Source organism: Salinibacterium sp., from assembly GCF_031364185.1.
Lineage (GTDB): Bacteria > Actinomycetota > Actinomycetes > Actinomycetales > Microbacteriaceae > Rhodoglobus.
The window spans coordinates 1-1,891 of sequence record NZ_JANLVV010000192.1 but is presented as its reverse complement, the minus strand read 5'-3'; the positions used below and the strand labels follow the sequence as shown (position 1 = coordinate 1,891).

Below are 1,891 nucleotides of genomic sequence, written 5' to 3'. Positions count from 1 at the left end.
TGCGCAGTTCGGCGCGCATGGCCGCGCTACCGCGTCGCTGCACTCGCCGCAACTGAGAGTGCAGTCGTGGCCCTGTCCTCCGGCGATAGAGGGCCGTTACTGCACTCTGGCTTGGGGTCGACGGGGATTGGTCCGTGCGGTTCAGTGAACTCTTGCCGGGCATGCTCGCGAGCTCGCGCGACTGACTGAGCATGTGAGCTGCCGGCGGGAGCGCCGCAGCTTTCGGAAACTCAGGAGATCGCGCCTCCACGGGGCGTTTTCGGCGTGGGATGAGCCGGGGTGGAGCCCGCTTCCTGAATTTCCGAAGGCTGAGCGACCGGCGCAGGTGACGCGGGCGCGGCGACGGTGCGGCGCGGCGCGGTGGTGGCGGGCGCGCCGGCAGCAACCGCGGGCCCACCCGGCACCCGCAGCAGGGGCAGGGTCACGCCCACCATCGGCCCGATGAGCAACGCGAACGCGAGAGTACCGACACCGACCGTGCCGCCAAGCAGCCACCCCACGGCCAGCACGATCACCTCGATCGAGGTGCGTACGACCCAGATCGGCAGGCCTGTGCGGCGATGGATGCCCGTCATCAGTCCATCGCGAGGGCCGGGGCCGAATCGCGCCCCGATGTACAGCCCCGTGGCGATGGCCAGCACGGCCAGGCCGCCCGCGAGCAACAGGATTCGCGCCCACAGAGCCTCGGTCTGTGGCAGCATCCACAGTCCAACCTCGATGGACGGGCCAATCAGGAGCACGTTCGCCACCGTGCCAATGCCGGGCTTTTGGCGGATGGGAATCCACAGTAGAAGCACCAACGCCCCGATCGCGATGGTCACGACGGCGAAGTTCAGACCGCTGCGGAGAACAACTCCCTGGCTGAGCACATCCCACGGCGAGGCTCCGAGGGCGCCCCGAAGCATCATCGCGATGGCGAACCCATAGAGAAAGAGCCCCAGAGCGAGTTGTATAAGTCGACGAGCCACCCCACCATTCAAAGAGCTAATTGGACTGCGAGCAAGATGCCAATTCTGTATATTGGCATTATGAACCTGGTATCAGCTCGCGCTTTGGCCCCTCTTCTTACGGGGTGGCGGGATGGCGGAGTCGCCTACTCTTCTCTCGCGGGCCGCATCCGCCTGCTTGCCCTCGACGGCAGGGTCTCGGCTGGCACGCGGCTTCCGGCCGAGCGCGAGCTCGCGGCCCAACTGCAGGTGAGCCGCACCACCGTGACCGCGGCCTATGCGGAATTACGTGAGGCGGGCTACCTCCTCAGCCAGCGCGGATCCGGCAGCATCGTCCAGCTTCCGTTCCGGGTTCCCGGGCAGACGGAGTCGCAGCCGGGCTACCTCGACTTCAGCAAGGCGACCCTGCCCGCGATCCCAGGAATCGTCCCGGCAGCACAGCTCGCCGTCGAGCAGCTGCCCACCTACCTTGCCGACTCCGGATTCGACCCGGTCGGCATCCCGGCGCTTCGAGAGGCGCTGGCCGATCGCTACACCGCGAGGGGGCTGCCGACTACTGCCGACCAGATCATGGTCTCGATCGGAGCCCAACATGCGATCTCACTCGTGGCCCGCACGATCATGGCGCGCGGGGACAGGGCACTGATCGAGAACCCGACCTATCCGCACGCCCTCGACTCCCTGAAGGCGGCAGGGGCTCGAATCGTGCCGGTGAGCGTCACCGCGGAGGGCGGCTGGGATGAGATCGGGCTCGAGCAGGCGATCCAGCGCACCAGTCCGTCGCTGGGTTATCTCATGCCCGACAACCACAACCCCACCGGAGTGTCGATGTCGGTCGACCTGAAGCAGCGGGTGCTTGGCCTCGCAGCACGGCACGGCACCACCCTCATCGCCGACGAGACGATGGCCGAGCTCGGGCTCGACGGTGCGCCCGCGCTGCCGTT

2 protein-coding genes are annotated in these 1,891 nt (G+C 67.4%); one reads left to right on the top strand and one right to left on the bottom strand.

Annotated features, from left to right (window positions below; translation table 11 throughout):
* Nucleotides 1-230: 230 nt before the first annotated feature.
* Nucleotides 231-968, bottom strand: a complete 738-nt coding sequence (locus RMN95_RS08300; protein ID WP_309616464.1) for a hypothetical protein — start codon at nucleotides 966-968, stop codon at nucleotides 231-233.
* 60 nt (nucleotides 969-1,028) lie between these two features.
* On the opposite strand from RMN95_RS08300, the gene RMN95_RS08295 reads away from it, so the two are divergent.
* Nucleotides 1,029-1,891, top strand: an 863-nt coding sequence (locus RMN95_RS08295; RefSeq protein ID WP_309616463.1) for a PLP-dependent aminotransferase family protein, incomplete at its 3' end; no start/stop codon positions are given.